Origin of the sequence: Pollutimonas rozaliensis (assembly GCF_048751585.1) — a bacterium.
Lineage (GTDB): Bacteria > Pseudomonadota > Gammaproteobacteria > Burkholderiales > Burkholderiaceae_B.
Genome location: NZ_JAZHOB010000374.1, coordinates 1 through 234, shown reverse-complemented (window position 1 = coordinate 234; position 234 = coordinate 1). Strand labels below are relative to the sequence as shown.

The 234-nt window shown below is 70.1% G+C and carries 1 protein-coding gene; it reads left to right on the top strand.

The features are described 5' to 3' along the window. Positions 1-234 (top strand): recombinase family protein (locus tag V0R37_RS23290; RefSeq protein ID WP_420376717.1); only part of this gene is annotated, 234 nt, incomplete at both ends.

Sequence of the window (234 nt, the reverse complement as noted above, 5' to 3'; positions counted from 1 at the left end):
CACCGACCCGGGCGTCTCAGGCGCGACCCGGCCCGCCGATCGCCCCGCCTTCGGGCAGGCGCTGGATCTCGCCGCGGCCAAGGCCTTCGACGTGCTTCTGGTGGCGAAGATCGACCGGCTGTCCCGCGACATCCGCCACGCGATGACGACGGTCTCGGATCTCGCCGAGCAGCACGAGGTCGCCTTCCGTTCGGTGACGGAATCGGTGATCGACACCTCCAACCCGATGGGTCG